The organism is Candidatus Pelagisphaera phototrophica (genome assembly GCF_014529625.1).
GTDB classification, from domain to species: Bacteria; Verrucomicrobiota; Verrucomicrobiia; order Opitutales; family Opitutaceae; genus Pelagisphaera; species Pelagisphaera phototrophica.
Genome location: NZ_CP076039.1, coordinates 1195577 through 1221112 on the forward strand (window position 1 = coordinate 1195577; position 25536 = coordinate 1221112).

Genomic DNA, 25536 nt, shown 5'->3' on the forward strand with positions numbered 1-25536 from the left:
GTGGATTAAAGAGCACGATGACCCTTTTTATTCCATGTCAACGACGCCATTAGATCCGGGCGAAGCGAAGACTATTTTGAAAGGCTACGACCCAACCAAAGGGTCTTGAATCGGTGCTCTCCAGCCTGCATTAAACTAAGCTTCCCCAATCCTCATGAATCCCACCATTATCCAAATCGACCCGGTAGACAATGTGGCGATAGTCGCCAATGACGAGGGTCTTCCATCTGGGACCTTGATCGCTGGAGGGATCACGCTGAGGGAGTTTGTGCCTCAGGGGCATAAAGTAGCTCTGTCGTTCATTCAAAAGGACAGCCCTATTATCCGCTTTGGCGAAGTGATTGGCTGGGCGCTTGAAGACCGGCTAGAGGGATCGTGGCTCAATGAACGCAACATTCGTATGCCGGAGTCGCCCGGATTGTACGATTTGTCCTGGGGCGGCCGCGAACGGGAGACGCTGCTTCCTTTGGAAAGGTTGACCTTTGAGGGATATCGTAATGCGGATGGATCTGTCGGGACAAAAAACGTGCTGGGTATTGTGACCAGCGTGCAGTGTGTCACCGGGGTTGCGGATCATGTCGTCGCGAAGGCCAAGCGGGAATTGCTTCCGAAGTATCCGAATGTCGATGACATCGTAGCGATTACGCATGCCTTTGGCTGCGGGGTGGCCATCCAGGCTCCCGATGCGGCGATTCCGACTCGCACGCTTATGAATCTAGCGAAGAACCCGAATCTCGGAGGTGAAGTACTGGTTTTGGGGCTGGGGTGCGAGAAGCTTCAGCCCGCCAAGCTCGTTCCAGAAGGACATGACCAAAAGGATGATATGGTCTGCTTGCAGGAGGTTCAGGAGGAAGGTTTCGGGGGCATGGTAAATCGGCTCATGACGATGGTCGAAACCAGGCTCGCTAAACTGGACCAAAGGCGTCGGGAGACCTGTCCGGTCAGCGATTTGGTTGTGGGACTTCAGTGTGGAGGAAGCGATGCGTTTTCCGGAGTTACAGCCAATCCAGCAGTTGGCTACGCGGCCGATTGCATCGTTCGGGCAGGAGGGACGGTATTGTTTTCCGAGGTCACGGAAGTGAGAGATGCCATCCATCTTCTCACGGCCCGGGCGTCGAATGAGGACGTTGCTGAGGCTTTGATTCGAGAAATGTCATGGTACGACAATTACCTGGAAAGAGGGAGTTCAGATCGGTCGGCTAACACCTCACCGGGAAATAAGATCGGCGGCCTTTCGAACATCGTTGAAAAAGCACTCGGCTCTATAATCAAATCTGGGAGGAGTCCGATAGCGGACGTTCTGGGACATGGTGAAAGGGTGAAGAAAAAGGGGCTGGTTTTCGCCGCAACACCCGCAAGCGACTTCGTGTGTGGGACGCAACAACTAGCTTCGGGGATCGCTCTCCAGGTATTTACAACAGGGAGAGGAACTCCCTACAGTTTGGCGATGGCGCCGGTGATTAAAGTTTCAAGCCGGACGACCTTGAGCCAGCGCTGGTTTGATTTGATCGACCTGGATGCCGGCACAATTGCGACAGGAGATGCGACAATCGAAGAAGTGGGGGAAGCCCTTTTCCACAAAATTCTCGATGTAGCTAGTGGAAGGGCGAAGACGGCCGCTGACACTTTAGGTTTGGCAAATGACATGGTCGTCTTCAATCCGGCTCCAATTACCTGAGGCGCCATTGAATCAGGAAGGAACGAATGCGGCTGACTAGGGATAGTCAACCCTACCTTTTTGACCTGTAGGACACATTTTCAGAATTAGCTTTCGAGAAAGGCTCCAGCTCTGCCTCAGCCCAGGGTACGGTTGGACCCTGGGCTTAGATTCGCAGCTGACTGATAGCTTTCGACTCTATGGGTTCCGTGTCATTGGCCCATTCTCGTCGGACATAAGTTAATACTGAGGCAGTGTCGGAGTTGCTCAGGTTTGCAAGTGGTGGCATGATTGGTTGCGCATCCGGAGCCGCAACCCTCTTGCCGCTGACCGTGATGGGACCGGTAAGTCCATGGAAAAGAACACGGGCGAGGGGTTCTGGATTACCCACGGCCCAATCGGAACCTGCTAGTGGAGGGACCAGTAGTTTCATGCCTTGACATTAACCTCCATGACAGGCGACACAGGAATTGAGGTATATCTGCCTTCCTCTTGCGAAAGGGGCCTGTTCTTTGGGCGTTAGGGGACGAATGCCTGCTTTATCCAAATACGCAGGTTTGTGTCTTTTCGATGCCCTTGAGGCTGGGTGTAGAACCGTCCTGTCACTTTTGTTCAAGGATCAAGGGGCTAGACAGTCTTAGGTTGAAAAATAGGGATAGCCTATTTGGCAGCAGGTGATCTCCGAGTACCCATTATACTCATCCCTACCGTGGCGGCCTAGGGAGCTGTGTGGTGGAAATGCATTAGTTGGGATTCGGATACGTTAGGCTTAATCTATGGGGCAGCAGACTACAACGAGTCAGTGTAGGAGCGGCTTTACCCTACGATCACTCTTACAGACAATGGTCACATGCATTGGATGTCGCGGTGTAAAACTGCTCCTATAATTATTGAACAAGAGGTTGCAGTATAACAGACTGCGACTTGGGGTCTACACGTCGCAGATATGTACGGCTGCTTCGAGTGACGCCATTGGATTGGGACCGGCAGGAATAAACTCTTGGGCGACGTAGCCGTCGAAGCCAGTTTCCAGTATGGCCTCCATGATGGCGGGATAGTAGAGCTCTTGGGTCGTATCGATTTCGGCCCGTCCGGGAACGCCGCCTGTATGGTAGTGAGAGTAGTACTCGTGGTTCTTGCGGATCGTAGCGATGACGTCGCCTTCCATGATCTGCATGTGGTAGATATCGTAAAGAAGTTTGAATGCGTCTGAGCCCACCGTGTCGCACAAGGCAACCCCCCAGTTGCTGAGGTCCGCCATGTAGTCCGCATGGTTTACCTTGGAGTTGAGTAGCTCCATCACTACGGTGACGCCGTGTTTTTCCGCGATGGGGACAATCTGGTTGAGCCCTTTGGCGCAGTTGGCGAGACCTTGAATATCGCTCATGCCGTCCCGGTTTCCGGAAAAGCAAACAACTTGCTTGTATCCCGCAGCGCTGATCTGTGGGCACACTTCTTCAAACCAAGCAATCAGGGTTTCGTGGTTTTCCTCGCGGTTTAGACCCTTCTTGATGCCCCCGGGAACTCCAGTGACTAAGGAGCAACTCAGACCGTGTTTTTGAAGGGTGGGAAAGTCCTCAATGGCAATCAAGTCGACTGCGTTCAACCCCATTCCCTTGACCGCTTCGCAGAACGGGTCCAGCTCAATGCCTTTGTAGCACCATTTACAAACCGATTGATTGATGTTTTCCTTGAGTTTACTGCTGTGATGGGCGGCGCTGGCCGGGCTGGTAATAGCTTGGGTTGCTGCGACGGCGGCGGCCCCTGTGGCTAAAGATTTGATAGCAGTTCTACGTGGTATGGATTGGTTCATGAGTTCGGTTGGTGATATATAATTTAAAGGTAGCCTAATAGTGTCGTCAGCTTTGTAAATGGCCCATTTGGGCTTTTTCAAGCTTAGTGGCAATTTTCGGGCTCCCATTATCGTATCTATTGGATGGGTGCTCGGAGATCGCCGGATGAAAGATTCAAGTAATGCGCAGCCCAACCATGCTGGGAAAGTAAAAGCAGCGTTCCTGCCGCGCAGAACTCAATGTCGTCCGGATGGGCGAAAATCGCTAGGATCGTCTTTTCCTCGGACATGGATTGATGTGTCTAGAGCTCTTTGATGTGGATATTGCGGAACTGTACGAGGCTGGAAGCTCCATTCCATTCCTGCTTAACCGAATCGTAGCCACCATGGTGTTGCAGGACGATAGGACCGCTCTCTGGAATGCCAGGCAGTTGAGCGTTGTCGAGGACCCGTTTCCCGTTCAGGTCCACTGTGAGTCTATCGCCCTTGAGGGTGACGTGAAAGGTATTCCATTCACCGACCGGATTGTCGGCGTTCACTTTGGGGGTGACGCCTGCTCGGATCAAGGGGTCCTTTTGATTGTTACGGTAGCCGTAGACTTCTCCGGATCCGATGGGCCAGGTCCAGATGTTGAGCTGAGCCTTGGAAGATCCACGAAGATAAATACCGGAGTCGGCTCCGGGAGAAGGGGTTGTCACTTTTTCCCCATCTGAATCCAAAAGGTAACTACCGTCCGGAAGCACGGTGGGGGTGTTGTATATTCCTTCGGTCCGCTTGAGTCGCCACTCCGCGTGAAGCGTAAAGTCCTTGAGCTCTTTGCTGGACCAAATATTCTTATCACCTTCCATCTTTAGGATCGGCTCGCAATCGATGACCCCGTCTTTGACGCTCCAAATCTCTTTGGCTCCCTCAATTTTGAACCCCCAACCGGTCAAGTCCTTGCCATTGAACAGAGAGACCCAGCCTTCGGATTCCGGAAAGGCCTCGTTATCGGAGGAAGTACAGCCGAGAATTAGTATTAGGGAAAGGGAAGCGATGCAGAGGAGTGCCCTGTTGAGGATGATACTGCGGCTTTTTGATTGATGGGATATGTGTTTCATGATTCGTTTGACTAGCTAAATTTACTTCCAGGTTTCCAATAGAAAACGTATCCAATTGTTGCTTAAAACATTGGTGACGTCGGTTTCGCTGTAGCCACGTGCGGTAAGAATTCCGGAAAGCTTCTGAATGTCGGAGATGGTATCCAGGTCGATGGGACTTTGCTCGGTGCCAAAACCACCATCTAGATCGGTTCCTATGGCTGCGTGGAGGGAGTTCCCCGCTAGCTGGCAAACGTGGTCAATGTTGTCAGCCATGTGCTCGAGGGTGGGCTTGAGTTCCTCCGGTTTCGTCACTCGCTTTGTCCAGCCCGGAACGAGCATCCAGGCATCTAACACCGCGCCGATAACCGCTCCGCGACTGACCAACTCGCGAATCTGTTCGTCGGTGAACTGGCGTCCGTTGGGTACGAGGGCACGGCAATTCGAATGGCTGGCCCAAACGCGGCCACTAAAGATATCCATGGCTTCCCAGAAGCTGGTATCGGAAAGATGGGTGGCGTCGAGTATGAGTTCGAGCCGTTCGATTTCTTTGATCAATTGGCGTCCTTTTTCGCCGAGGGGTCCGTCCGAGTCTGTTCCATAGGCATAGGTTCCCGGGCCGTAATGGGCGGGACCGATTGCGCGTAGGCCTTGCTCCCGGCACTGCTCCAGGTGATCAAAGCTGAGAATAGAGTCGGCGCCTTCCAGACTGAGGATGTAGCCGATAGGGGTTTTCTCCGGATCATTCTCCCAGGCGTCAATATGGGCGAGCAGTCCTTCGCGATCCGTGATCTGAACCATTTTTTCGGCGAACTCCATCGCTCGGTACCAGGCGAGTTGCCCTTGCGTCTGAGCCCAGGCCTGCTCGGGGGAGTTCCAGCCGGGTAGAGGATTCTCCCGTTTGACATAGCGGGCGATTTGCGTTGCGACACAAAGGCCAATTCCGCCCTCGCGCATCGCGGGCAGCGATACAGTGCCGTTGCCCCGGTCTTTCTTGTCGGTCATGCCCTTCTCGGATCTACGAATTTCAGGAATCGGCCAGCAGAGGTCGCGATTCCATTCGAGAGCGTTCATGGCTAGGTCAAGGTGGGCGTCGAAGATCAGCATAACGATTGGTCTACTAAAAGAAAACGTTGTTTAGGGTGGAGGGAAATTAGATTCAGATGACAATGAGGCACGTTTGGACGAGGTCTATTGATTTCGTTTGGTTTGGGACTGTCTCTCTTAGTTTAGTGCCCTAGCGGTTGGCTTCGACGCAGGTTAATCTTGGAGATTGCCAAGGCTCGTGGTAGTGTAACCGTTGAAGATGACGGCGAAGAAGGATAAGGTTCCAAAGGGCTGCGAGGACTTTTGGAAAGACTTTTTCACCCGGATTAGCCTGCTGGGCCTAGCCGTTGGAGGACTCTTCTTACTAGCGAATCTTGACTCCTTGTGGTGCCATGATAAATATGCGTAGTCAACTTCCACCACTTTGCCACATGAAAGACTTTTTAAGAGCTATTGGACTTCTTTGTTCCTGTTCCCTCTCCCTTTTTGGATCCGATCGGTACATCCCTTTTAATACACAGGAACTGGGTCGCGAGCCGCTAGCGCCCGAGGAAGCGGCCGCTATGATGCAATTGCCGGAAGGATTTTCTGCTACTTTGTTCGCGGGTGAGCCCGATGTGCGGCAACCGATTGCCTTGAAGCTGGACGACAGAGGGCGTGTCTGGGTGGCCGAGTCCTATTCTTACAAAGAGTGGGAGATGAAGGGGGAGGATCGAATTCTGGTACTCGAGGACTCCGACAATGATGGGAAGTTCGATTCGCGAAAGATCTTCTACGATAAGGCGACTCATTTATCTGGGATGGTAGTAGGCTTTGGTGGAGTCTGGATATGCGACTCGCCAAACCTTGAGTTCATCCCAGATCGCGACGGTGACGACGTACCGGATGGCCCTCCCGAGGTTGTTTTGGACGGGTTTTCCACGGCGGCCAATCACAACTTTTTCAATGGTTTAACCTGGGGGCTCGATGGATGGCTTTACGGCAGGCATGGTATCACGGCGGCGTCCTTGGTCGGAAAACCGGGTACTCCCGCTAAAGAGCGGATTGATATTAGCTGCGGAATCTGGCGTCTCCATCCGGTTACCCACGAGGTGGAAATCGTGGCTCGTGGAACCACCAATCCCTGGGGTCTCGACTGGAATGATATGGGTGAGATGTTTATGACGGGCAACGTGAACGGTCACTTGTGGCATGTCATTCCCGGCGCTTACTATCCTCGAATGCACGGTCAAGGTTCGGCGGCACACGTTTATGACCGAATTCCTATGACCGCTGATCATTTGCATCACGAAGGCGAGTGGACGGATCGCAGGCAGTTCCGCGACAATGCGGAAGGACTCACCAACCTCTTGGGAGGCGGTCATTCGCATTGCGGAGCGATGATCTATCTAGGCGATAACTGGCCGGAGAAATACCGCGACACCCTCTTTCTAAGCAACACTCACGGTCGACGCATCAATAATGAGATTCTACAAAGGTCGGGCTCTGGATACGTGGCGACTCACGGCAATGATTTCATGATTGCCAATCACCCCTGGTACAAGGGAGTGACTCAAATCTACGGACCGGATGGCGGGGTCTATCTGTCTGATTGGACGGATTTCGGAGAATGCCACGACAACGATGGGGTTCATCGCACGAGTGGACGCATTTACAAGGTGGTATACGGAGGCGCGAACCATTCCGGTCCGTTCGATCTGGAGATGGGCTCCAATCTGGAGCTAGCCTCCTATCAGTTGCATCGCAATGATTATTATGTCCGTCATGCCCGCCGGCTCTTGCAGGAGCGTTTCCACGCTGGAATCGATATTGAAGATGCCCGAAGGGAACTGTTTCGCATGCTCGATTCGGGGGAACACGCCGTCGATCGGCAACTGCGATTTATGTGGGCCCTGCATAGTTCTGGTGGAGTGGGAGAAAAGCGACTCACCGCGTTGCTGAATCATGGCGATGAGCATGTTCGAAGTTGGGCGATACGGCTTATCGGAGAGGATGGGCATCCGACTAAGGATCAGTTTCGAAAGATCAGTGATCTAGCGAGGGATGGAGTTTCTCGGTTGGTTCGCCTTTACGTGGCCTCCACGTTTCCTCGCTTTTCAGAGGATCAGCAGTGGGCGTTGGCGGAAGAATTGGTAACGGATTTTGGATACGTATCCGACCAGAATTTACCGTATATGATTTGGTATGCCTTGCTTCCCCTCGTAGAATCGAACCCCGCCCGAGCACTTGGGCTTCTATCCAACTGCTCGGATTCACAGGTCTACAAGAACATCGTGCGTCGCATTGCATCTGACTTTGATTTGAATGCCGATTTGATGCCTCGGTTGGTGAAGGAAATAACCGCTACTTTGGATCGGGGCGACCAGTTGCAGGCACGAGCAGGGGTGAAGGGGATTGCAGAAGCTCTCAACGGTTTGAAGGGAATCGAGGCACCAGCGAACTGGGAATTGTTAGCGTCGTCATTAGATGCTGGCGTTCGTGCCATTGCCGCGGAACTGGAGGAGGTCTTTGATCAAAGCGTGCCCATGACGGAGCGGGACTGGTTGAGTCTTTTGGGGAATCAGTCTCGTCGCAATCAGGCCATAGTTGAACTTGCCGCTTTCGACGATCCTGCAATAGCGGCTGCGATTTTGAGACCCTATCGCCGCTATCTGACTGATGACCGTCAAGCAACTATGGCCACTCTGAGTTCTAGAGTTTCCTTTGCGGGAACACTCCTAAGGGCCATCAAGAACGGCATGGTTCCTCGGTCTGACCTGTCTGCCTTTCATGCCCGCCAGATCTACAATTTAAGTGACGACGGGCTGAACGCTCTCCTCGAACAGGTTTGGGGGCAGTTGCGTCAAAGTCCAGAGAACAAGCAAGCGCAGATAAAGAGTTGGCAGGCAAATCTGACTCCCGATCGGTTGGGGGATGGGAACATCGTTAATGGAAAGTCCCTATTTCAACGAAGCTGCGCGTCATGCCATACCCTTTTTGGAGAAGGAGGCAGCTTAGGCCCACCGCTCGACGGTGGTGATCGCCAGAACCTGTACTACTTGCTGGAGAACCTTATCGATCCAGGCGCGGTATTGCCGCAGGACTACCGCATGAATGTGCTCACGCTAAAAGATGGACGAGTGTTGAGCGGTAACATTACCGCTCAATCTAGACACACTATAACGATCGCCGGTCCGAATTCCGCAGAGGTGATACCGGTATCCGAAATAATAGAACAAAGTCAGACTGAGCAATCGACGATGCCGGAAGGGTTGTTGCAGACTATGGATGAACGAGAGGTGGTAGACTTGATCGCCTACCTCCAGCAGTAGTCAACTCAAGGGCAACTCCCCACTTTGTGTATCGGGATAGGCGATTTGTACTCTTCGTTGCGGAAGGAATTAGTTAAAAGACTCGCGAACTCAATCGAAGATTGCCTGAAAGGATTTCCATCTCTAGCGGAATCTACCATATTAAAACTCTAACGTCCTGATTCGAATGAACCTTACCTCTGTTAAAAACCTCTTCACTCTCGTATTTTCAGTTCTGTTGTGGATGAATAGTGTGTCTGTTTCCCAAGCCAACATAGAACCCATCCCGCCGTTTATGGGAGACTGGGAAGGCGGCTGGGTTGACGCTCCTCAGAAAGACGGCAACGCTAGGAACAATCCCGGCCTCGTGGCCCGTGTTATAGGTCTAGGCAACAATCGATACGAAATTCAGATCCTGGAGGAGTTCGACAAGCGGGCGGACTTTAAGGTCAAAACCGAAGCAGTTTGGAAGAACGGCAAGATGACATTCGATCAGAATGGATACTCCGGCAAAATTACCAACGACAGTTTCACCGGCAATAAGGCCGGCGGCGCCTTCGATACTCCATTTTCCTTAAAACGCGTGCATCGCGCCTCACCCACTATGGGTAAAAAGGCTCCTGAAAACGCAGTGGTGCTTTTTGATGGATCCGACCTCGATGCCTGGGAGCGCCAAGGGGGTGGAAATCCAACCTGGTTGACTAAAGACGGCTATTTTGAAGTGCTGCCTAAAAAGGATAACAACAATGTCGGTGGATCCATCAATACGCGCCAGAGTTTTGGCGACGTGAAGGTACACCTTGAATTCCGATTGCCCTACGAGCCCGAGCATCGGGGACAAAAGCGAGCCAACAGCGGTTTCTTCCTGCCGGGTGGTTACGAGGTTCAGATTCTAGACAGTTATGGCCTGGACGGTATGTGGAACGAGTGTGGCGCGCTTTACAAACAATCACCCCCGCGAGTGAACATGTGCTGGGCGCCTGGTGTGTGGCAGACCTTCGATGTGGAATTCAAACGTCTCCGTCGCGATTCGGAGGGCAACAAAGTTGATCACGCGGAATTTACCGTCTGGCACAACGGAGTGAAGATCCACAACAGCTTCCAGATTAAAGGAGCGACCTCCAACACTCAAAAAGGGCGCGAGCTAGGGGAGAGTGGCAAAAATGGGGGTCTTTCCCTTCAGGATCACAGCAACAAGATTCAGTTCAGAAACATCTGGGTAGTGGAGCGTTAGGAGTTCATTTTTAAAGCGAAGTCTCCCCCTAATATGTAAACATAATACGGATACAACATTTGAGGACCGTTGTCGCAGTCATAAAAGAGTAGAGTGCAAGGGTGGTTAGGCAAGTCATTAAGATTAAAAGTAGGTAAATGAAAGTGGCGATAAGACTCATCGCATTTCTAGTATTGAATTTCCTGGCCTTGGGGGTTGGGGGATTACTGATGGGCAATGGACCCTCATCTGACTGGTACCTCCAGCTAAATAAAGCGCCCTGGACGCCTCCGGGTTGGGTGTTTGGGGTAGCCTGGACAACAGTCATGCTGTGCTTTGCCGCTTACATGGCTCTCGGATGGAGCGAATTATCTGACAAGAAGCGGTGGATCACTCTTTACACGATTCAATGGGTTTTGAATGTATCCTGGAATCCATTGTTCTTTCGCTATCACCAAGTGGGAGCTGCCTTGGTAGTGATCATTCTGCTGACCATTCTGATCGCCTGGTTTCTATTCGGCTACTGCTCACGATTCCGGATGAAATCGGTTTTTATTCTGCCTTACTTTCTCTGGCTCATGGTAGCCACCTCTCTCAATGCCTATATTCGATTTATGAACTAGCTTTTCCAGTTAACACTTCCCCTCGGGCAAATACCTAGGGGACTGGCCCTAGGGATGCGTTTATCGAATTGCCTTATCCGTTTTTTGGGATATGGTTCGCGATGTAAGTATCCCGAATTGCTTAAACCCCAAGGCTATTAATCGCTTCTGTTGCCGGCGAGTGCCGTAAAGGTTGGAAACAAATCAAGAAGAGTCGCGGGATAATCGCATTGAGAGTTGGCGGGAAAAACGCTTGGTAAGCGGGCGATCATGGGAACGCGGCAGGATGCTTCGAGCATCCATCTCTCTCCTTAGCTTCCAAAGTTTCTTAGCAACTCTCCATGGTCCGAGGAGAACACGATCAATGTATTGGCTAGTTCATCACCCTATGTAATCGAAACGCCATTATTAAGCCCGTTCATGGATGGCTAACATGTCAGAATCAAGTTCCCACATTCTTGCGTTTCTACGGTTTCATTCAATTGAAGAAATCGAGCTATTAGAAACCATCAGGGAGCGGTGATAAAAAGGTGCTGGTATTGTTGCATTGACTGTCTGGGTGTTGCCGGTGTCATCTTGTACGTAATCTGAAATGACCTCACTTGTTCACGAACCAGCTTGGAGGTCCTCGGACTTATTCATTAAGGCGTAATCAACCGGCCATCCGGACCGAGGTAGGCTTTCTCACATGGGCGAATGCATTTGTCCATTGGCATGGGTAAATGATTATTGCTATCCTAGCTAGATTATAGAGAAATATCTCTAGTCCTTTTCAGCTCCCTACTGATACTCCCTGGATACTCCCTGATGAATATTTCCCTAATCGATCTATCGATCGTCATTGGCTACTTCGTAATCATCCTCTGGATCACAGTACGTTTGAGTAGTGGTGTGAGGGACACCCAAGACTACTTCCTGGCAGGGCGTAAGATGAGGTGGCCCATGATTGGAGCTTCGCTTTTCGCTACTAATATTTCCGCAGAGCAGTTTGTGGGGCAAGCAGGTTTGGCCGTCGTGATTGGTGTAGCGGTGGCCAACTACCAGTTGGCGGGCGTTTTGGGATTCGCCTTGATGGGGATCATTTTTCTGCCGGTCTACATTCGACTCGGTATCGTCACAACCCCTCAGTATCTGGGAGTGCGTTACGGGAAGGAGTCTCTGCGGTTCGCCTCGATCTTCCAGATTCTGTTTCTCGCCCTAAACGTCGTGCCTCTCTCGCTCTATGCGGGGGGACAGGTGATGATGGACCTCTTTGGTTGGAGCTCGATTGTGCCTGGAATTTTGATACTCGCAGCGACAACCGGCGTTTATGCGGTACTAGGAGGCTTGAAGGCGGTTGTCGTGACGGATTATATCCAGATGTTCATTTTGGTCTTGGGAGGAATCCTAGTCCTTATTTTTGGGCTATATGCAGTGGGAGGAATCGACGCGTTCATGACCAAAGTGAATATCTACCAAAAGACAGAAGGAGTCGAGTTGATGTCGCTCGTTCGAGGAACGGACGATAGCTATGTTCCTTGGACAGGAGTGGTATTTGGTCTAACGGTACATTCGCTATTCTATTGTTCTATGAACCATTCGGTCGTCCAGAGAGCTTTGGCGGCACAGAGCATTCACCAAGGGCGAATGGGCGGTTTGTTCGCGGCTCTGTTGAAATCATTGACACTCTTCATCATCGTCATTCCGGGTGTGATTGGCCTGATGCTGATACAGGATGGCTTTTTTGCGACAGCTCCGTCTTCGCCAGACCAAATCTATTCGACGATGGTCCGGACACTGCTGCCGACGGGGCTAATCGGATTAACCTTGGCCGGGCTAGTGGCGGCTTTGATGAGTTCGGTCGATTCAAGCATCTGTTCAGCCTCAAGCCTCATCACTATGGATTGGTACATAAAGGCCAAGCCGCATGCCAGCGAGCGGGAGCTCGTGATTGCTGGTAGAGTGGCCGGAGCGCTGATCATTTTTTCAGGCATACTCTGGGCCATTTGGGTGATCCCGAATTTCAAGTTTCTCTTCGACTACCTAGCCAAGTTCAACTCGTATTCAGTGGGTGGAGTCCTTGCCTGTTTTATGGGCGGCCTGCTCTCGCCGATACCCAATCGGAAAGCCGGTTTCTGGACTTTGGTAATTGGGTCATTAATGGGAGTGGTCATGTGGCTCGCAGCGGACAACGCGATGGTGGGGGCCTGGGTGGACCAGATCGGACTGGGCTTCCTCAAGATGCACTTCCTCCACGCTGCCGCCTTTCTAGCGGTGTTTAGTTTATGCTTGCTATTTGGAATCTCGCTTCTGACCAAAGAAAGCGGCAGGGAGTTGTTCGAATCATCCCGGAAACGAGTTCTGTCCGACATGGAGCCCACCTCCAAGGAGAACAAGCAGTTCCTGATTTGGGTGATTATTGTGGCAGTGGTATATTTCGGAACCTACGCGCTTTTCTGGTAGCTTTCTCCCGCTTAGATTGAAGAATTGTTCAGATCGCAGCATCTCTAGTCCAAACGCTGGTCCTGCGAAAGGTTGCAGTCGTCACGTTAAGCGATTCCCCGAAAGAAGAGAATCCGGTTAGCCTGAAAGGGGGTCGTCTTTGTGATTGGAGGAGAATTTGGTAGGCTGAAGCTGGTTAGTTTTTGGCATTTCATCGGAGAAGCGCTTGCCTTCGAGCAGGGATAAACCATCAATCAAAGGGGGACAATCTCCGTATAAAACCAACAGAGCATAAATCATGGCTAGTGATAAAAATTCGAGAAGAACCTTTGTTCGCAGTGTGGTGACTACTTCGGTAGGACTGAGTGTCGCCCCCGCTGCGATCGGAAGGGAAAATAAATCGGCAACTAAGGCGGCAAAAGCGGACGCGAGCAGCCCCGAGTGGAGAAACCATCAATCAGGGATGTCATACCGGATGTTTGGCGATACGGGAATGATGGTTTCTGAAATTGTGATGGGAACAACCCCTTGGAAAGATGATGGTTATGTTAAAATTATCGAGGCGTGCCGAGAAAGCGGAATCAATTATATTGATACGGCTCCCGCCTATAGCAAAGGAAACGCAGAGAAAGTAATTGGAAAGTATCTCAAAGAGTCTGGAAACCGCGATAATCTTTTTCTTTCCACGAAGATTAGCTTTTATGACGAATTTATGCGAACGCTTGTGGAAGATGTTTTGAGTGGGTTGCCGTTCGAAAAAAAGGCGGATCTGGAAAAGCGGGCGGTTTCCATGATTGAGGAGCGGGGAGTGCTCAAGCCGGGTTATCACTTCAAGTACTTTAAGGGGCAGGACAATAAGTTCAAGACAGCCTATATGCGACACTTGGTGTTGAAGGAATATGGCGTTCGGAAGGAATGGAAACCCAAGATAAAGGCCCGAATGCACGAGCTGGTGGAAAACTCGCTCAGAGCTCTGCAAACCGATCACCTCGATGTGCTTCACTGTCCTCACGGGGTTGCCATGCCGGAAATGCTCGACGATGAAAATATTCGCGAAGTCTTCGATGACCTGAAAAAGAAAGGTTCTGTGCGGTTTGCCGCGTTGTCCATGCACAACGACGTGGCGGCCAATCTGGATAAGGCGATCGAGCTCGGTCATTACGACGGAGCGATGGTTGCCTACAATGTTGGAAACCACGCTGCACTCGAGCGTTCCCTTCTCAAGGCCAAGCAAGCAGGTATGGGAATCGTAGCTATGAAAGTAGCTCGTGCGGTAAGCAATCCAGGGATGGAAACTCCGCAATGGTGTATCCAAAAACTGAACGAAGCTATTCCAGAGAAAATGTCGATCCATTCGAAAGCCTATCTTTGGGCCCTGCAGAACCAGAACATTTCCTGTTGTGTCTCGGAAATGCCGACACCTGAAGCCGTCGCCGACAACGTGGCAGCCACCGGTCGAAAGGTTTCGACTGGAATGGTGTAGATGGTGAAGTTCTTACTTCAATTGCTCGCGGACCGTTTCTGGTGCTTTTAACAGAGCCTCTCGGCCCACCTTTGTGATTGTTGAGCATTACAATATAATCAAATTAATATAAAGGTAACCTTTTCTGTGGCGAATTAGCATCTCCAAGGGAATGCTGCCTATTCTATTTTTATATAATACTTAACGTTAGCAATGGGCCTGCTGAAGCAACAGCCTTGGCTTCCCTTAAAATTCATCCATGGATTTCGCTTGCCCGTTCGAGAGCCTCAGAGCTATGAGCTCGTCGTATAGTGAAGTGCCGCGTTAGTTAGTTCTGATTTGCCCAAGTGGCATGGTGCGAGAGCGAGTCGCACTTTTTGAATGTTGGGAGGTCCGGTACTTTTTGTTTTCGGTATTTCCTTATTGTTGATTTTCAGAATTTATATCCTATTTAATAGAGCAATGAAACCACTTGAAAGACGTTTTCTTCTCCCCGCCTTCCTATCGATAGTCACGGCTTTGTTGTTCGTCGCCTGTTCTAATCGCGACGGAACGATAACACTTCGAGGAGCGTCCCAGTTTGATGGAGACCACTCCTACACTCAGACTCTAGAAAAATTTCAAGAATTGGTGCAGGAGTACTACGGGAAGCCGATCAATTTCGAGCTTTATGAAAATAGCGAACTAGGATTGGAGAAAGACTATTTCGCTTATATGAGCCAAGGTCTCTCAGTAGACTACGCCATCGTTTCTCCTTCACATATGTCGACCTTTTCGAAGGCGGCTCCGTTGATGGATATGCCTTTTCTTTTTCGCGATTCGGATCATTGGAAAAAAGTGCTCAATGGAGACGCCCTGAAACCGATCGTAGAGGAGATAAATGAAAAGGCTGATGTCAGGATTGTCGGCTATGCGGGCGGCGGAAAGCGGCATCTTATTGTGAATAAGCCCGTGAGGAACATGGCGGAATTGAAAGGGCTCAATATTCGAGTCATGGGGGCACCGATACAAACCAAGATATTTCAGGCAATCTCAGCTGCTCCGACCGTAATCGCCTACAACGAAATTTATAACGCGATCCAAACAGGCGTTATCGAAGCGGCCGAAAATGAAGCGACAGGGATTCAGCAAATGAAGTTCTACGAAGTCGGTCCTGAAATCTCACTTACACAGCATGCTATCACGATCCGCCCCTTCTGTTTTAGTGGAAAAACGTTTCGACGACTTCCTGAGGATTTACAGGCTGCTATTTTAAAGGCAGGTAGGGAAGCGGGAGCCCATGGGAGACGGATCGAGTCGGATCTGGATGCGACCTTAATGGCCCAAATGGAAGCCGAGGGAAAGCTCAAGACGCATACTTTTGAAGAACGGGATACCTTGCTGCGTTTGGCGGAACCTGTAAAAGAGGCTTACGCGGCTGAGGTCGGGGCCTCCGATGTGCTGGCTCAGGTAAACAGTGTAAAGTAGGTTTGGCTCAACCATTTCGTAAACTTGGATTCCGTATTGACAAAGCCTCTACAAAGCCGCTGGACAGAAATCGCTCTCGATTTGGGCTTGGCAACCGAACAACTCCCTCAAGCCAACGGAGCGACTACCGGTGGAGATTGGATTTGGACAGCGTTCGAACTCAGAAACCGCAAATAGGCTCTTAGCTTCGTATCGAGTCCAATCCACCAGTGACATATCTATTACGGCGATGTGGATGTGTTTCTGTTGACCTCGAATGCTCACAAAGTTGCAAATGATATTTTTTAGGCCCCGACAGTAATGATATTTCTTAAACCCAATCTCTAAAATGGCAAATCTAAAAGGATCGCACATCTATGGCACTAAGGGTTTTCTTATTTGCTTGTTCTTTGCTGTCACCGCAAGTGCTTCTGCTTTCGGCAAAGAATCGGTTCCCAAAGGCCTTATCGGTGACTGGTCTTTAGATCTCTCGACTAACGAGCCCGCTTGGTTGAAGATCGAGGAAGTTGGAGGCGAGCCAGCAATTCACATGCGAGTGCACGTTCAATCTGCAGGTCCGCACAAGATTACCGAATTTAAAGACAAGCGGTTCACGTTTCCTATTAAGATTAAGCGAGAAGGAAAGAATGGCCCTGAAGTCACGACAAATACAGTGAATGTCGGTCTGAAAAACGGAAAGCTGGATGGTCTGATCTTGAATGACGATTTGGAAAAGCCGTATGACCGCATCACTTTTACGGGGAAGAAATTCGCTCCTATACCCAAGCGACCCGATCTGTCGAAGGTACAGTTTGGTCACCCGATCTCGCTCTTCAACGGAAAAGACCTAGCGGGTTGGCACCTTTACAATCCCAACAAGAAAAATGGATGGCAGGTTGAAGACGGGGTTATGGTGAACAATACACCCAAGACGGATTTCGGCTCAACAGGATCGTATGGGAATTTGCAAACAGAGGCGCTCTTTGAAGATTTCTGGTTGCACATCGAGTTTCTAGTCGAGGGCGGTCGCAATAGCGGGGTCTATCTGCGGGGGATGTATGAGGCTCAAGTTGTGGATCGGGATAGCCGTATGCAGGGCCTGCAAGGTGTCGGTTCCATTTTCGGAAGAATTGCTCCATCGGTAAATGCCGGTAAGGAGCCTGGAGAGTGGCAAACTTACGACCTTACTTTGGTGGACCGCCATGTGACGGTTGTTCTCAACGGTATAAAGGTAATTGACAATCAACCGGTAGAGGGCCCGACAGGGGGTGCCATTCACACGGATCCAACGAAACCGGGTCCTATCCATTTGCAGGGCGACCATACGGCGGTCAGGTATAAGAACATTTACTTGGCCCCAGTGATGAAAAAATGAGGTTAGGTTTTTCCCGAAGCGTTGTGAGAGTTTACACTTTTCGAATGGCGTAACTGCCGTCGTTTAGCTGTTTAGAAATGTATTTTAACAGGTCGGTTTCTAAACTCTGATTTTCCGTCGTGCTAGATCTATAAAATACGGGACTGTGGACTTTGGTGCCAGGAGATATCTAATGCATTTGCCTAAAAAATACGAAGAAAAGGATAACCAGACATTTCCTTTGCTACTTTTTCTTCATGGAGGGGGTGAGAGTGGCAATGACATAAACAAGGTTAAGAAGCGCGGTCCGCCGGTCCAAATCGCTTCGGATCGCGGGTTCCCAATTATGTTGCTCGCCCCACAGAATCCTCACAAGAAGCGTCTTCGGGACGATACGGTTGTCATGTTGTTGCTAGATTAAATAGTAGAGCGATACAGGTTAGATCGCAAACGTGTCTACTTGTCAGGATTGAGTCGTGGGGCTGGGCACTCCCAAGCTTCCAGGCGCCAGTGTTACAAGGAAATAGTTCGATAGAAGTGAGATTCTGAAATAGCTTTTGTCGAGGCTTGCAAGGGGTTCTTTGGAGGTGCAATTTCAATGTTAGAAGATGAAAGCGGCAAACTATCAAGGAGGTAAGCAAATCGAAGTTGGCGAGAGTGCTGCTATTCCACCTGGACCTGGAGAGGTCCGTTTGGATGTAGCCTATTGTGGTATTTGTGGAACGGATATGCACATCTATCACGGCCATATGGATCAACGCGTTAGTCTTCCTCAGACGATTGGGCACGAGGTATCTGCCGTAGTGGCTGAGCTGGGCGAAGGAGTCGAGACGGCCCAAGTAGGAGACCAAGTAGCGGTGCGGCCTCTGTTGTTTGGTGAAGCGGCGTCCTTTGACAAAGGCTTTCCCCACGTCGGCAAGAATATGAAGTTCATCGGAATCGATCGTCCGGGAGGAATGCAGTCCTCGTGGACGGTTCCTGCCTATGCGCTGCACAAATTGCCGGAAGGTATGTCTTTGTGCCATGGAGCGCTAGTTGAACCGGCTGCGGTTGCGGTTCATGATGTCCGACTTGGGAAAGTGAAGTCAGGAGAAACCTGCGTGGTAATTGGGGGAGGGCCCATCGGGTTGCTGGTTGCGCTAGTCGCTAAAGTGAAAGGTGCGCGAGTCATACTCTCGGAGGTCAACGAATCCCGTTTGAGTTTTGCTAAGGAGTTGGGTGTCGAAGGGATCAACCCGCTTACCCAGAATGTTGTTGAGGTTGTCAGTGAAATGACCAATGGCGATATGGCGGATTGTGTATTCGAAGTATCAGGATCTGGGCCAGGGGCAGAGCTCATGACCGAGCTTCCCAATGTGCGGGGTCGAATTGTCATGGTGGCGATTCATCCGGAGCAGCGCCCAGTAGATCTATTCAAGTTCTTTTGGTCTGAGATTCAGTTGATCGGGGTGCGCTTGTATGAGGAATGTGACTTTGACGAAGCAATCGAGCTTATGGGAGAAGGAAAGCTCCCCATTGACTCGCTTATCACGGAGATCGCCCCGATAGAAGAGGTACAGGGAACCTTCGAGAAAATAGATGCGAACCCCGACGGGATCAAGTACTTGATTCATTGCGGATGATATATTGAAGGGTAGTGGCCTAAAGAAATAGTTTGTATATGAAATCTTTAGACAGGTTCAACTTGGAAGGAAAAACAGCTCTCGTGACGGGCTGCAAGCGTGGTATTGGCAAATCGATGGCCGTTGGATTGGCGGAAGCGGGAGCGGACATCGCGGGGGTTTCCGCGACATTGGAACGTTCTGGGAGCGATGTGGAGACAGAGGTACTTGCTATGGGACGCTCATTTTCTGGATACGCTTGTGATTTCTCTGATCGGGAAGCGCTTTATCGATTTATTAAAGAAGTGAAATCCGACCATCCTAAGATAGATATCCTTGTCAACAATGCGGGAACGATCTTGCGCAAGTCAGCCGTGGATCATCCCGATGAGTACTGGGACAAGGTGATCGAGGTGAATCTGAATGCCCAATTCGTTCTCAGCCGGGAGATCGGCAAGGGGATGATCGAGCGAGGAAGTGGAAAAATTATATTTACGGCATCTCTTTTAGCCTATCAAGGGGGAATCACAGTTCCCGGATACGCGGCCAGCAAGGGGGGAATTGGGCAGCTTACGATGGCCTTAGCGAATGAATGGGCTTCCAAAGGGATCAACGTCAATGCGATCGCCCCGGGCTATATTGCAACCGATAATACTGAGGCCTTAAGGAATGACCCGGAACGTAGCGCTTCGATTCTTCCACGGATCCCAGCTGGAAGGTGGGGCCAAGTCGATGACTTTAAGGGACCCGTAGTGTTTTTGGCCTCCCAGGCATCTGACTACATGCACGGAACGACCATGCTAGTCGATGGAGGCTGGATGGGTCGGTAGGGTCCTTTTTTCATTGGGAAAATAGAAGATCAATCGCTGTCATTAAGGTTCAATGACAGATTACAGATGAAAATAAAATCAATTGAGACCTTCCTTTTAGAGTGCGCGATTGAGGAGCCTTTCTCTTGGTCGCAAGGTATCGCCGGAAAGCGGACTGCCCTGATTTGTAAAATTACCACGGACGAAGGCGTCGCAGGATGGGGCGAAGGAGGTGACTCGCCCTCGCAGACGGTTATCCACGACCTTTTTGCGCCACAATTGATCGGAGAGGATCCGCGCACGATCAACAAGCTATGGAACCGAATGTTTGGCACGATTTATAATGACAACCAGACAAGTGGCTTTGGTGGAGGAGCTCTCAGCTGTATTGATATCGCTCTGTGGGATATTCTGGGGAAGTCGTCAGGAAAGAGTATATCGGAGCTGCTGGGTGGACCTATAAGAAACAAGGTCCCTGTCTATGCGACCGGACTGTACTATCGAGATGACGATGATTATTCTAAGCTTTTAAAGGAGGCTGTGTCGTATGTAGAAGCTGGCTACATTGGAATGAAAACCAAGATTGGAGGATTGAGTGTCGCTGAAGATGTCGAGCGAGTGAGATCCATTCGAAATGCGATTGGCGACGACCTCTTTCTCATGGTCGACGCGAATAAAGCCTACAATGCGTCAATGGCCATTGATATAGGTAATCGTCTGGCCGGGTTGGATATTCACTGGTTCGAAGAACCCGTGGTTGCGAACGATGTGGAAGGTTATTTGGAAGTGAAAGTCGGGCAGCCCTTGACAGTTGCGGGAGGGGAAGTTTGGTACAATCGTTATGAGGCTAGGGACTTTCTCGCTCAAAGGGCACTCGGGATTGCCCAGCCAGATGTTCGGTTCATTGGGGGCATCACAGAGTTTAGAAATGTTGCCGCCATGGCCAATACCATGGGAATCCAAGTGAATCCACACGTGTGGGGCTCCGCTATTATGATTTCCGCCAGTATCAGTCTCGCCTCCACCTTCCCGCCCTGTCCTCGTGTTGGGAATCCAAGGCCTTACGAGCAGACGCCAGTAATGGAATTCGACCAGACGCCCAACCCGATTCGTAACGAGCTCGCATCGATTGCCTTTGAGCAAACGGATGGCTTCGTCGACGTGCCGCACAAGCCTGGATTGGGTCTTGAGATCGACGAGTCTGCGGTTGAGCGATTCTGTGTTCGCCGAATGATAAGCGAGTTGTAGAGATTGAGCTGTCGATTTACTGTAGCTACGTTGGGGTATCGAACCCGATTCAGGAATACGAAGGCTTGGGACAGGACGGGGTGGTTCTGACGGTCTACGATGAAAATGACATCTCTACGTTTTCGAAGGTTTGGAACGTGAGCTCTAATCACGAAACGCTGTGTGAGCTGGTCGAATGGTATGGCATCCCTTACCATCATGTGCCGGTGCCGAAGGAACCCGAGGCGAAACAGGCAGCCTTCGAGAAGACAGCGGAACTCATCGAACAGGCGGAGCCGGATACGATTGTGCTGGTACGCTACATACAAATATTTCCCGCTTGGCTCTGCAAAAAATACCGTCATAAAGTCATTAATATTCATCACAGCTTTCTCCCGTCATTCATCGGTGCGAAGCCTTATCATCAGGCGGATGAGCGCGAAGTTGATCGGCGCAACCTGCCACTACGTCTCACGGAAAACCTCGATGCTGGCCCGATTATCGAGTAGGATGTCGTGCGTGTCAGGCACAGCGATAGCATAGAAGATATGATGCGTCAGGGCAAGGATGTTGAAAATACGGTGCTGGCCCGAGGCTTACGATACCACCTGGAAGACCGCGTGTTGGTGCGCGGCAACAAAACCATTCTGTTTAGCTAGAGCATGAAACCCGTTTCGCAGTTTCCCAGCCACTTTTGCTCTTAGTCTTGTTCTCTGGTTGTTGGGGAGGGAAATAAGATTCAGTTAGTCAGGTTAGATTGGCAGCTTTAAGTTTAACAACAATGGGGCTCCGAAGAATGCGAAACAGTAGGGTACCTAATGGAGATCGCAGAGGTCTTCGAGGATACGCACGAGCTTGTGATTGCGATTCTGCGAATTGTTTAAGCAGTATGGATATTGGGTCGGCCAGATTCTACGGTAAACTTGGCGAGCGAAGTCGTCTTGCCGCCTACGCTAGTGACTTTGTCGATGACTTTGTAGTCCGAGGAGTAGGTATAGGGAGTGACATCGCACATTATGTAGCCACGTTGGCGGTTGTGAAATTTAGTGCAGGGATTGCGGCCGAGGAATTCGTCTAGTCCTTCGAATTGCGATGATCCATCGCCGCTGCTAGAAAGGGAGGTCGTGACGAATTCGGAGGCCACGATAGCTTGGTCGGGCTTGAAGTCGTCAACGCGGAGCTCGTTGGCCCAGTTCGAATGGATGTCGCCGGTGAGGACAACGGGGTTGTTGATTTTGTGGTTCCGTAGGTGCTTGAGGAGAACTTTTCGTTCGTGAGCGTAGCCGGGCCATTGGTCCATGGAGTAGGCGGCTGGTGAGTTGGCCTTCGAGCGATCGACGAGAGCCATCATGACTTGTTGGGCTAGGATGTTCCAACTGCCTTTGGAGCGGGATAGGGAATCGAATAGCCACCTCCGTTGGGTTTTGCCGAGGAGCGTTTGTCTTGGGTTAGTGGCGGCGGTATTGAGGGGACTATGTCGGTCACCGTTCGGTTGGTCACTGCGGTATTGGCGGGTGTCGAGAATGAAGAATTCGGCGAGAGTGCCGAAGCTCCCCTTTCGATAGAGAGTCATGTTGGGGCCGACGGGAAGCGAAGAGGTGCGCAGAGGCATCATCTCATAGTAGGCTTGATAGGCGTTGGCGCGGCGGATGAGGAATTTGGCGGTATCGATTCCCTCTTGTTCGGAAATGTCGTTGGCGCAGTTGTTGTCGAATTCGTGATCGTCCCAGGTTACGAACCATGGACAGGCGGCGTGCATAGCCTGGAGATCCTTGTCGCCTTTGTATTGGGCGTAGCGGATGCGGTATTGGTCCAGGGATTCGATTTCGGGCCCTTGGTGGGTACGGACTTTGCCGTTTATTCCGGCATATTCGTAGATGTAGTCGCCAAGGTGAAAGACAAAATCGGGCCTGTCGGCGGCCATTTGTTGGTAGGCGGTAAAGAGGCCTTGTTCGAAGTTCTGGCAGGAGGTGACGGCAAAGCGGAGTTTGTCCGGTGAGGCGTCGGGTGCGGGGAGCGTCCGGGTGCGGCCGACGGGACTGATGGCGTCGCCGGACTTGAAACGATAAGAATACCAATGATCTGGCTTGAGGTTTCGGGGCTCGATGTGGAGGGAGTGACCGAGTTCAGGCGTGGCGTTGACCTTGCCCGACTGGACGATTTTTTTGAAGGAGTTGTCTTCGGCGATCTCCCAATGAACCTCGATCGGAGTCTTGGGCATGCCGCCGCCCGGTTCTAGGGGCTTGGGCGCGAGGCGAGTCCAGAGGATGACACTTTCGTGATCGGGGTCACCGGACGCTACGCCGAGGGTGAAGGGATCGTTGGTAAAGTCGTGAGCCGGATTGGCGGAGCCGTAGTGGCTTAGGAGAGGGATCGATGAAAGGGAAGCAGCGTAGGCCAGGAAGAGACGGCGGGTGAGTCCACCTTCGTGGCGAAGGGCGTTGGGAAGGTCATAGATGTTCATAGTGAATGAAATTTACCATGGGAGCGTGGTGTGTCAATTTGCGAACAGGCAATTTGATCCCTGCGATCGAGGACATGATTCCTGATCGTCACAACCGAGAAACTTACGAAAAGATATATCTAGGAATGCACCCGCCAACGGGAATTGTTGCTGGCTTCGAGGGTGAATATAAAAAGCGACACGATGAGATTTGGCCCGAATTGTCGTCGGAGCTCTCGGCGGCGGGTATATCCGATTACTCGATATTTCTGGATTAAGAGACTCTGACGCTTTTCGCGGTGCAGAAGTTGTCGGACGACCATACGGTGGATCAGCCGCCAGAGAAGGAAATCGTCAAGAAGTGGTGGGCTTTCATGGCCGATTTAATGGATACGAATTCTGATAACTCGCCGGTGTGCGTTTCGCTGAAAAAAGTGTTCCATACAGATTGAAGAAGGAATTCTGGATCGTGAGGGCAATCGTTATTGGCATAATTGTGGATGTGGCAGTGAGTTGTTCGCTTTGGGGAACTCGCTCCGTTGCGTTTTCAGGTGAAGTTAATAGGGGTGCCTGCCGTCTTCGATTTCCAAGCCAGCAAGATTCGGCCGACGATTCAGGTGAGCGTTTCCAGAACGGTGTTTAATCGTTTTTCTGGTGATCCCTTTAGAGTGATGTAAGGGATTCTAAAGCGCTCAAGAATCGATTCGAACTGCTTGTGCAGTCTCTCGCGTTCTTGCGGGCTGGCGCGCTGGCCTGGATCCGCTTTCCAGGGAATGTCGGGCTGGCAGAAGTAGTATCGATCGTAGATGCGGCTAAGGAACCGTTCATCGACCCAATGAATAGACGTGTTGAAATAATGCTCTGCGTAGAGGATCGATGAGAGGAGATTAGTATCGTGGAAAACGTATCGAGCCGCTTTTGCATAGGCGTCATCTTCAAGGCGAATCTGTCCCTGAGCGATGGGTTCGAGGTCGGATTCGTCGAGGGGCCGATCGAGCTGTTCGACATGCTGGCGCACGTATTCATTCGAGCAGGGGTCGCCAAAATGTTCTGCGACGGCCCGAGCGATGGTGCTCTTCCCCGTACATTCCGCCCCTAAAAAAACGATGCGGCGGACCTTATTTAAGGGGGTTGGCATGTTTAGAGAGTTCCTTCCTCCAGCTCAAGAATCCTAATGCCGCCATTACCGTGAAAACGGTAAACATTGCGACCGCGATCCAGTAGCCCTGGATCGCCCAAAGAACGATAAAAGCCGTGTCTGCAATGAACCAAGCGATCCAATTCTCGATAAGCTTCCGACTCAGCAGCAATTGTGCAAGAAAGGAGATTGAGGTAGCGAAAGCGTCGAGATAGGGAAGAATGCATTCCGTGTATCGATCTAGAATCGTTCCGATCCCTATCGTAGCGAGCAGACTGATCCCGCCTATCGCCATCCTCTGTTTCAAGGTCAGTCGGGTAATGGCGAGCGATTTGCTGGTGGGAGTGCTTTCGTTTTTTCCCCGAGAGGCCACTCCCCATTTCCACCAGCCGTAGGCCGATATCGGAATGAAGCACGCGTTCAACGTCATCGCCGCATAGAGCGACGCGCCGTAGCTCAGATAGGCGTAGAGTCCGTAGCAAAACAGGAAAAAGGGCCAGGCGAGGACTTTTTCTTTGATGCTCAGGTAGACTCCGATGAGCCCGGCTGCCGTCCCGAGCCACTCCACCATTGAGGTTTGTTGAATCTGAGTAATGATTGCTTCCATAGAACGCGATCTCTTCGAAAGAGGAAATCGTCGGAACTGTCCATTCTCGAAATCAAATGCGGGCTTCGCCGGGTAATCATGCAATTGTTTTTTCGAGGTCTTGCGAGAGGAGAGCGGGTTGGTTCGGCTAAAATCGGTCAACGCGTGTTCAAGTCGCTATTGACAAAACCAGTAAGGGGCTTACGTAATTTGAGAATCCTTAGGGGCGACCTGGAATGGGTCTGAGATAGCTTCCTTGCTGATCGGAATGACGAGCAGTGCAGACGCGGTCCCTTTGAACCTGATCCGGTTGATACCGGCGTAGGAAAAGGAATGAGTCCTGTTCTTGTTTTGGAGCGGATTCACCTT

At 51.0% G+C, this 25536-nt stretch carries 22 protein-coding genes, 1 pseudogene and 1 riboswitch; of the genes and pseudogenes, 15 read left to right on the plus strand and 8 right to left on the minus strand.

From position 1 onward, the window contains the following. The first annotated feature begins 154 nt into the window (after nucleotides 1-154). The gene (gene garD / locus GA004_RS05185; protein ID WP_283396243.1) at nucleotides 155-1678 is read left to right on the plus strand and encodes a galactarate dehydratase; all 1524 of its coding nucleotides are present in this window, start codon (nucleotides 155-157) and stop codon (nucleotides 1676-1678) included. 145 nt (nucleotides 1679-1823) lie between these two features. Here garD and GA004_RS05190 read toward each other — a convergent pair whose 3' ends face one another. From GA004_RS05190 to GA004_RS05210, 5 genes are all read right to left on the minus strand, one after another. After that, entirely contained in the window at nucleotides 1824-2090 is a 267-nt protein-coding gene (locus GA004_RS05190) for a hypothetical protein (RefSeq protein WP_283396244.1), read from the minus strand. A gap of 498 nt (nucleotides 2091-2588) precedes the next feature. Then, entirely contained in the window at nucleotides 2589-3470 is an 882-nt protein-coding gene (locus tag GA004_RS05195; protein WP_283396245.1) for a hydroxypyruvate isomerase family protein, read from the minus strand. A 116-nt stretch (nucleotides 3471-3586) separates the two neighbouring features. Further along, the gene (locus GA004_RS05200) at nucleotides 3587-3739 is read right to left on the minus strand and encodes a PIG-L deacetylase family protein (protein WP_283396246.1); all 153 of its coding nucleotides are present in this window, start codon (nucleotides 3737-3739) and stop codon (nucleotides 3587-3589) included. 12 nt (nucleotides 3740-3751) lie between these two features. Beyond that, nucleotides 3752-4549: a 3-keto-disaccharide hydrolase gene (locus tag GA004_RS05205; RefSeq protein WP_283396247.1), complete on the minus strand. Its 798-nt coding sequence runs from the start codon at nucleotides 4547-4549 to the stop codon at nucleotides 3752-3754. 21 nt (nucleotides 4550-4570) lie between these two features. Continuing rightward, complete coding sequence (locus tag GA004_RS05210) at nucleotides 4571-5635, minus strand: dipeptidase (protein WP_283396248.1); 1065 nt, start codon at nucleotides 5633-5635, stop codon at nucleotides 4571-4573. A gap of 371 nt (nucleotides 5636-6006) precedes the next feature. Between GA004_RS05210 and GA004_RS05215 the strand changes: the two genes are divergently transcribed. From GA004_RS05215 to GA004_RS05275, 13 genes are all read left to right on the plus strand, one after another. Beyond that, nucleotides 6007-8886 (plus strand): PVC-type heme-binding CxxCH protein, encoded by a 2880-nt coding sequence (locus GA004_RS05215; RefSeq protein ID WP_283396249.1) that lies wholly within the window; start codon nucleotides 6007-6009, stop codon nucleotides 8884-8886. A 166-nt stretch (nucleotides 8887-9052) separates the two neighbouring features. Next, nucleotides 9053-10099 carry a 3-keto-disaccharide hydrolase gene (locus GA004_RS05220; protein ID WP_283396250.1) on the plus strand — a complete coding sequence of 349 codons (1047 nt, stop codon included), beginning with the start codon at nucleotides 9053-9055 and terminating at the stop codon, nucleotides 10097-10099. 137 nt (nucleotides 10100-10236) lie between these two features. Further along, nucleotides 10237-10701 (plus strand): TspO/MBR family protein, encoded by a 465-nt coding sequence (locus tag GA004_RS05225; RefSeq protein ID WP_283396251.1) that lies wholly within the window; start codon nucleotides 10237-10239, stop codon nucleotides 10699-10701. Between the two features lie 786 nt (nucleotides 10702-11487). Next, complete coding sequence (locus GA004_RS05230) at nucleotides 11488-13122, plus strand: sodium:solute symporter family transporter (protein WP_283396252.1); 1635 nt, start codon at nucleotides 11488-11490, stop codon at nucleotides 13120-13122. A 277-nt stretch (nucleotides 13123-13399) separates the two neighbouring features. Then, nucleotides 13400-14584 (plus strand): aldo/keto reductase, encoded by a 1185-nt coding sequence (locus GA004_RS05235; RefSeq protein WP_283396253.1) that lies wholly within the window; start codon nucleotides 13400-13402, stop codon nucleotides 14582-14584. Nucleotides 14585-15025: 441 nt separating this feature from the next. Beyond that, nucleotides 15026-16030: a TRAP transporter substrate-binding protein gene (locus tag GA004_RS05240; protein ID WP_283396254.1), complete on the plus strand. Its 1005-nt coding sequence runs from the start codon at nucleotides 15026-15028 to the stop codon at nucleotides 16028-16030. A 36-nt stretch (nucleotides 16031-16066) separates the two neighbouring features. Beyond that, a complete protein-coding gene (locus GA004_RS05245; protein WP_283396255.1) occupies nucleotides 16067-16207 on the plus strand; it encodes a hypothetical protein in 141 nt (46 codons plus the stop codon). A gap of 151 nt (nucleotides 16208-16358) precedes the next feature. After that, the gene (locus GA004_RS05250; protein WP_283396256.1) at nucleotides 16359-17384 is read left to right on the plus strand and encodes a 3-keto-disaccharide hydrolase; all 1026 of its coding nucleotides are present in this window, start codon (nucleotides 16359-16361) and stop codon (nucleotides 17382-17384) included. Between the two features lie 172 nt (nucleotides 17385-17556). Then, nucleotides 17557-17784: a hypothetical protein gene (locus GA004_RS05255; protein ID WP_283396257.1), complete on the plus strand. Its 228-nt coding sequence runs from the start codon at nucleotides 17557-17559 to the stop codon at nucleotides 17782-17784. Nucleotides 17785-17971: 187 nt separating this feature from the next. Continuing rightward, nucleotides 17972-18985: a zinc-dependent alcohol dehydrogenase gene (locus GA004_RS05260; protein ID WP_283396258.1), complete on the plus strand. Its 1014-nt coding sequence runs from the start codon at nucleotides 17972-17974 to the stop codon at nucleotides 18983-18985. Between the two features lie 38 nt (nucleotides 18986-19023). Further along, on the plus strand, nucleotides 19024-19794 hold the full coding sequence (locus tag GA004_RS05265; protein ID WP_283396259.1) for an SDR family oxidoreductase: 771 nt from the start codon (nucleotides 19024-19026) through the stop codon (nucleotides 19792-19794). Nucleotides 19795-19860: 66 nt separating this feature from the next. Then, nucleotides 19861-21021: a mandelate racemase/muconate lactonizing enzyme family protein gene (locus tag GA004_RS05270; RefSeq protein WP_283396260.1), complete on the plus strand. Its 1161-nt coding sequence runs from the start codon at nucleotides 19861-19863 to the stop codon at nucleotides 21019-21021. A gap of 65 nt (nucleotides 21022-21086) precedes the next feature. After that, nucleotides 21087-21509 (plus strand): formyltransferase family protein, encoded by a 423-nt coding sequence (locus GA004_RS05275; protein ID WP_283396261.1) that lies wholly within the window; start codon nucleotides 21087-21089, stop codon nucleotides 21507-21509. A gap of 371 nt (nucleotides 21510-21880) precedes the next feature. Here the strand turns inward: GA004_RS05275 and GA004_RS05280 are convergent, their stop codons facing one another. Next, nucleotides 21881-23464 (minus strand): alkaline phosphatase D family protein, encoded by a 1584-nt coding sequence (locus GA004_RS05280; protein ID WP_283396262.1) that lies wholly within the window; start codon nucleotides 23462-23464, stop codon nucleotides 21881-21883. A gap of 125 nt (nucleotides 23465-23589) precedes the next feature. Between GA004_RS05280 and rhaM the strand changes: the two are divergent. Continuing rightward, nucleotides 23590-23895: pseudogene (rhaM, locus tag GA004_RS05285) on the plus strand (L-rhamnose mutarotase). 161 nt (nucleotides 23896-24056) lie between these two features. Here rhaM and GA004_RS05290 read toward each other — a convergent pair. Both GA004_RS05290 and pnuC read right to left on the minus strand, forming a co-directional pair. Then, a complete protein-coding gene (locus GA004_RS05290) occupies nucleotides 24057-24581 on the minus strand; it encodes an AAA family ATPase (RefSeq protein ID WP_283396263.1) in 525 nt (174 codons plus the stop codon). Continuing rightward, nucleotides 24562-25188, minus strand: a complete 627-nt coding sequence (pnuC, locus tag GA004_RS05295) for a nicotinamide riboside transporter PnuC (RefSeq protein ID WP_283396264.1) — start codon at nucleotides 25186-25188, stop codon at nucleotides 24562-24564. The genes GA004_RS05290 and pnuC overlap by 20 nt, the downstream gene beginning before the upstream one ends. A 191-nt stretch (nucleotides 25189-25379) precedes the next feature. After that, nucleotides 25380-25512, plus strand: a riboswitch (TPP riboswitch). Nucleotides 25513-25536: the final 24 nt, after the last annotated feature.